We start from the raw sequence: 5,325 nt of genomic DNA on the forward strand, positions 1-5,325 counted from the left end.
AAATGCCGGCAGCAATCGTCGCTTTCATGCCACAAGCAGTAAGCGGCGAATGATTGGAGAAATGGATTTATGTTGATTTTGACGCGCAGAGTTGGCGAGTCACTTATGATCGGTGACGAGGTCACCATCACGGTACTGGGAGTGAAAGGCAACCAGGTACGTATTGGCGTTAACGCCCCCCGTGATGTGTCAGTGCACCGCGAAGAGATTTACAACCGCATTCAGGACGGTGACGAGCCCAACGACGCTAGCACCAATTCTCGCGATTAATTATGGCGGCATGACGCCGCTATCCCTTTGAAATTCCCACTGTTGTGTTATTATGCCGCGCTCTCAAATCAGGGCGCATCGCACTGTTTTAGAGAGTATCCGGAGAGCTGGCCGAGTGGTCGAAGGCGCGCCCCTGCTAAGGGCGTATAGGTTTATCCCTATCGAGGGTTCGAATCCCTCGCTCTCCGCCACACCCCCTAACTTATTGATTTATAAAGAAAAATAGGCTGATAGGTCAGCCTAGAATCAATAGGTTTTAGACGCCAAATTTATACACAAAAAGATTGCCGAAGATAAAGCCTTCTTATAGTTGTGCTCTGTCTGTCTGTGGCTGTTATTTAATATTTATTGCCCCTGTATCTTTCTTTTCAGCCACCACCTCGCTGTACGCAGCCTCAGCACCTTCAACGAATGATTCCAGCTCTGGTGCGCCGTTGCGATGAAAGGTCGCAGATAGCATCTGTGCCCTCGCTAGAATCGCTCTGCGAGCTTCTATCGTGCGTGGAGCTGCTACTTCTGGAACGCTGAGGCACGCATCAGACAGTTCGCCTAACAATTGTTTTGATGTGATGGTGGAGGCGGATGCCGCGCTTAACGCGGCACACGCATGAGTAATCGAGTGACCCAGAAGTAGGGATGCACGAAGCACCCCATGTTTAAGCTGGGTTGAGATGCTCACGTGAAAGCCCCCATCAACTTCTGTCGGTTGTCTGTGTCAAGCGTGGTTAATTTCAATTTACCGTTACCTACTAAATAACCAATGTGGCTGATCGGTTTGCCTTGTCGCTTAGACGCTTCAACTGCTTTTTGAGGATTAGTTGTAATTGCCCAAAAATTCCAACCGCTTCCGCGTTTTTGTGCCTTTCCGCCGATAATGAAATATCTGAAAGGCACTTCTCGGGTCATGTTTTCCCACATACTCACTTTGCAGCACCTCCGTTGAGGACAGAGCTAAACTCCACCTCACCTAATTCAACGTCAATCCCTTTCTCTAGCTCTTTAAGCCGATCAATTGCGGTAACACCTGCTACTGAGTTTCGATAATTCGGATCAAAATTGTCGTAGTGTCGTAGTTGTTGGTTGAGCATTTCTTTTTCCGACACCATCTTGTTCTTCTGCTGAGTTTCAAGCTCGATGTATGAAGGGGTGGCTTTCAGCTTGTCCAATTCCGCTTGAGCCGCTTTGACTAATTCAGCTCGTTGGTTGAACCCTGAATCCGCGCCACCTACTCGGAATTGAATCGTTACTTTATCTAGCTCTTCTTGAGCTTCTCGGATGGCTTGGAGGCGTGCCCGGTTGTACACACGCGCGTGATTACCTTCAGCTTTTAGTTGGGCGGTGATTTCTTCTTCAGTGGGTGGCGGGGGCGTTGGGAATCTCTCTTCGCTTTCGGTAGCCACTTCCGCAATGCGAGCCTCTAACAGGTCAATGTCAGCTTGCTCAGCACGTGTGCCGGCACGCGTATCATGTATCTCGTACTTTAAGGCGCGTAGGCTACGTGCGTAAGCAGCTAACTGTGCCTCCGACATACCATTTGTGGATTGTAGGACGGTTGTATGCAGTTTCTTGGTTACTTCGTTCATTATTCATGCTTCCTAAGAGTTGCCGCCTTTTGGTAACGGAGTGCACGGCTGAACTTCGACTACCTTTGGGTTCATGGCGTTGGTAGTGGCCATATCCTTTTAAGTGTTCGTTTAGTGATCAAAGCTGTCCGGCAACAGCTCGGCCTCTGATCGGCCCAGCACAAGCTCTAATTTCCTCTCAGCTTCTCGTGCCTTACGTTCTTTCTTCCTAGCTTCTGTAGTGGTGCGTCCTTCCGGTATATCGGCCGTGTCACACAGGCTGTTCCATGCCCTGTAAAGCACACGATGGAGTGCCCTTGTTGCATGAGCGGTGCTGGTGGTCGCCTCTGAGGGGGCGGCTGTGTTCATCGCTCGTTGGTAAACAAAATCTGGCATATCTGCTGCGGTCATAAGGTTTCTGTTGAGTGCTGCTGCTATGTGCTGGTAATCGTTCATCGTCTTTCCTTATGTAAGAGCCAGCCGTCCAATCGAGGGGGCATAGTTTTTAGTAGCAAACGCATTTGGAAGGGGCGTTCACTAAAAGGCTGCTGGCGTGGCTGGGAGTTATTGCTTGTAAAGCCAATAGGGGTTGTTGCTGTCGTGCTTCTTGGGTGGTTGTAGGACAGACTCAGCTTCCATCTTTTTATCTGTCCAAGTCGTCCAATCTCGGCGTATGTCGCAGGTGATGTAGCCCAGCGAAGCAATTTCGCGCTGGAGGTATATGAGCCTTCGTGTGGCTAGCTCAAATTGCTCAACTGCCTCGGAGTAGGTCATTTACAACTTTCAAAGGTGAAGTTGATGTTTGAGGGAGGCAGTCCTACCCGCCTCCAGTAGAGTTGTGCGCTCCCCCTTGAGAACAAGCGTCCATTTAGTTGGCGATACCCTTCGGCGTTGAGGTGATTAGCTACCTCTTGCCAAGTCCACCGATCTGCTCGTAGGTTTTGAATGCGCTGGATGGTTTCGGCACGAGATAGAACATTTCTCCAGTAGTTGTTCATAGTTGACTCTCCTTGAGTGTTAGAATATGATGTATTAATGGCAGATCTCGCCTAAAATATTATTGACGAATAAAATAATTGCTCGTTGGCGAAGTGATATACCAGCCCGTATCTGAGTCTTTATTGATTGAGTCAAGGGCGCGCTTCACGTTGGCTTGCCTTGCGTTATAAGAGTCACCTAACGCTGCTTGTATTAAGTCACCTTTGCTATAGCTGTTTACGTCTTCTGGCAACCTCGACAGCTCGCCTACCATTTTTTCCTTTAAGGCCGCTACGCGCCCAGCTTTATTACTACGTGTCTTCATGCCAGACATTTGAGCCGTAGTTGGCAGAACGGCAGGGGTGCGCTCCTCCACCACCAAGCCGGGGAGGTGGTCAGGAAGGCTTCTGTACGGCCTGTCCAAATCCATCATCATGTTGTGCGTGTCTTGGTGGGCGGCAGCAAAGGCCCACACCGTAGCTTTGCCAGCTTGGTCATTGATGGTGTTTCGGCAGGCTATGCGGTTAAGTAGTTGTACGACGTCAGATGAAGCCTCGTCCAACGTCCAACCAAACTGCTGCTCTCGGCTGATGGCTGGCATGGGTTTGCGCGTAGCCGCTGCATAGGATGCTGTAACTTCCGCCTCATTTCTGTACATGGTGCCCACAATGATGAGGTTCGGAACGTGGGCGAATGTGTTGATACCCCGATGCTTGCCCCACGTAAGGAAACGTACACGGCTATCACCGTCCAGAGCGTTCTTTAAGCGAGCGTAGATTTTGCTTTTGTTGGAATCTTTGAGGGTGCAAATCAACACTTCTTCGTCTTCTGGTATTTCTTCTCTGAGGATGTGCTTCACCTCGGCCACGTATTTGCTTTTGAGCTCGTTCATTTTCCCGCGACCAGAAGGCACGTCTGCGAGTTTCACTGTTACGTTGTCATACCGCTTTATCGGCATATCCGTTAGCACCTCTAGCGAGCTATCTGCACTTACCAACGCTGAGACGTCGGCCGTTGCATCGAGCACCAACACATTCTGTAGGCTGTCTGGTATCAAGACCCGACTGTCTGCTACCAAGGTGTTTGAGCCGTCAACCCTTATCAGCCTTATAGGGGAGTGACTCTCTGCCCATGCGATAACTTGTGTGATGGGCTGGTGTTCAATACCTACTTGCTTGAAAACGCCTTTGTAGGAAGCCTGGTATGTGGTTTCTGGTAGTCGCACGGTGTCCTCTTTACCGCCCGTCAGCTTGTCAAACTCTCGTTGTGCAGCTTCAATCCAGCTCCTTAGTTCTCGCGCAGCTTCGGAAGATTTCCCCTCAAAATCATGCTGTAGAACTGTGCGAAACTGGGACTGAATCTTTGACAATGTGGTGAAGCGGGCGGAGGTGCTAATGAACTGCTCATCCCACACCACTAAGCTGCGCGGCTCACCCTTGAATGTATACTCGGTGGGTTCGGCTTTTTGGACAAGCTGCTGCGTGATAATCAACACCTCAACCTCCACCATTTCAGAGCGGCGTATAAGCTCCACTTCGTCGGTTGTGGTTTTTTGCGTGTAGAACAAGCCCACCCTCGTCATATCTACACCGTCTTTCGCTAGGTCTTTATAGAGGGCATCTGCTTCCTCGCAGTTTGAAACTGCTATCAGCATAGTTTTATTGAGCTTCAACACCTGCACCACTGTTGCCCTGACAGTTAGCGACTTGCCGCCACCCGCGAACAGTGGGGCTGCGATTCGGTTCGTTGTTGGAGCTAGCAGCGTGTTCTCAATCGTTTCGGCTATAAGGCGGAGAGCTTTGCTGTGGTTGGGGGAGGGTTCACTGCCATAACCTTCAAGGCGGTGGATAACTTGGCTGTGTATTTCTTCACTGACATTCATTCATAGGCATCCCGTAGTTTATCGACTGTCTCACAGCATTGTAGCATATAATTAGACACATGTCAATCAAAAAGATTAATAAAACAACGAATAAAGCGCATGGCGGAGAGTAATTAGGAGGCCAAGCGATGCTATTTTTGGGCATCGAAATTCGTGTAAACGGGCCCACTGTTGCCGGTGGCGCATGACATAAAATTCACCCACAGTTATACCTAGAAACATGTCATGCGTTGCACTTGCGACATCCCAATAACCTACAGAGCTCTGCTCCGGGTGGGGGTGGCAGTGGTTGATGTTTGGAAGTAGCCGACAGTGGCTTGAAGCAACCAGCAGTAAACAGCTCCAGCTTATTCGTAGCTACTGCAAGCAACATCATCCAGCTCACACCCCAAGCCAACAAATGAAGGCGCAGTGGAAGCTAATAGCCACCACATCAAGCAACACAAGGCAGCAATTCAGGCACACTCCAACGGCACCCCACCTGCTCACGTCCAAACCCGATCAATGCCAGCCAAGTGGAGGCTGAATAGACAAGAACCACTGGCTCGCTGTTTCCACACAGTGGCTAGTCCGAACAAGCGCCATCCACATATCGAGGGGTGGTGGAAGGGGCTATTAATGGGCTAGGAAGTG

At 50.0% G+C, this 5,325-nt stretch carries 5 protein-coding genes and 1 tRNA gene; 2 read left to right on the forward strand and 4 right to left on the reverse strand.

Annotation, left to right across the window (positions count from 1 at the left end):
- Nucleotides 1-69 precede the first annotated feature (69 nt).
- Together csrA and HRU21_10830 are read left to right on the forward strand one after the other, a co-directional pair.
- Nucleotides 70-270 (forward strand): carbon storage regulator CsrA, encoded by a 201-nt coding sequence (csrA, locus tag HRU21_10825; protein NRA42781.1) that lies wholly within the window; start codon nucleotides 70-72, stop codon nucleotides 268-270.
- A gap of 101 nt (nucleotides 271-371) precedes the next feature.
- A tRNA-Ser gene (locus HRU21_10830) sits at nucleotides 372-461 on the forward strand.
- A gap of 484 nt (nucleotides 462-945) precedes the next feature.
- Here the strand turns inward: HRU21_10830 and HRU21_10835 are convergent.
- The 4 genes from HRU21_10835 to HRU21_10850 all read right to left on the reverse strand — a co-directional run bounded on the left by HRU21_10835 (nucleotide 946) and on the right by HRU21_10850 (nucleotide 4,692).
- The gene (locus HRU21_10835; protein ID NRA42782.1) at nucleotides 946-1,176 is read right to left on the reverse strand and encodes a hypothetical protein; all 231 of its coding nucleotides are present in this window, start codon (nucleotides 1,174-1,176) and stop codon (nucleotides 946-948) included.
- 14 nt (nucleotides 1,177-1,190) lie between these two features.
- On the reverse strand, nucleotides 1,191-1,853 hold the full coding sequence (locus tag HRU21_10840) for a hypothetical protein (protein ID NRA42783.1): 663 nt from the start codon (nucleotides 1,851-1,853) through the stop codon (nucleotides 1,191-1,193).
- 111 nt (nucleotides 1,854-1,964) lie between these two features.
- Nucleotides 1,965-2,288 carry a hypothetical protein gene (locus HRU21_10845; GenBank protein NRA42784.1) on the reverse strand — a complete coding sequence of 108 codons (324 nt, stop codon included), beginning with the start codon at nucleotides 2,286-2,288 and terminating at the stop codon, nucleotides 1,965-1,967.
- Between the two features lie 601 nt (nucleotides 2,289-2,889).
- Nucleotides 2,890-4,692 carry a hypothetical protein gene (locus HRU21_10850; protein NRA42785.1) on the reverse strand — a complete coding sequence of 601 codons (1,803 nt, stop codon included), beginning with the start codon at nucleotides 4,690-4,692 and terminating at the stop codon, nucleotides 2,890-2,892.
- Nucleotides 4,693-5,325: the final 633 nt, after the last annotated feature.

It is taken from the genome of Pseudomonadales bacterium (assembly GCA_013215025.1).
In the GTDB taxonomy this organism is placed as follows: Bacteria; Pseudomonadota; Gammaproteobacteria; order Pseudomonadales; family DT-91; genus DT-91.

Coding starts and splice junctions, on each gene's coding strand:
- csrA (NRA42781.1), top strand. CDS start 70: ATGTTGATTTTGACGCGCAGAGTTGGCGAGTCACTTATGATCGGTGAC.
- HRU21_10835 (NRA42782.1), bottom strand. CDS start 1,176: ATGACCCGAGAAGTGCCTTTCAGATATTTCATTATCGGCGGAAAGGCA.
- HRU21_10840 (NRA42783.1), bottom strand. CDS start 1,853: ATGAACGAAGTAACCAAGAAACTGCATACAACCGTCCTACAATCCACA.
- HRU21_10845 (NRA42784.1), bottom strand. CDS start 2,288: ATGAACGATTACCAGCACATAGCAGCAGCACTCAACAGAAACCTTATG.
- HRU21_10850 (NRA42785.1), bottom strand. CDS start 4,692: ATGAATGTCAGTGAAGAAATACACAGCCAAGTTATCCACCGCCTTGAA.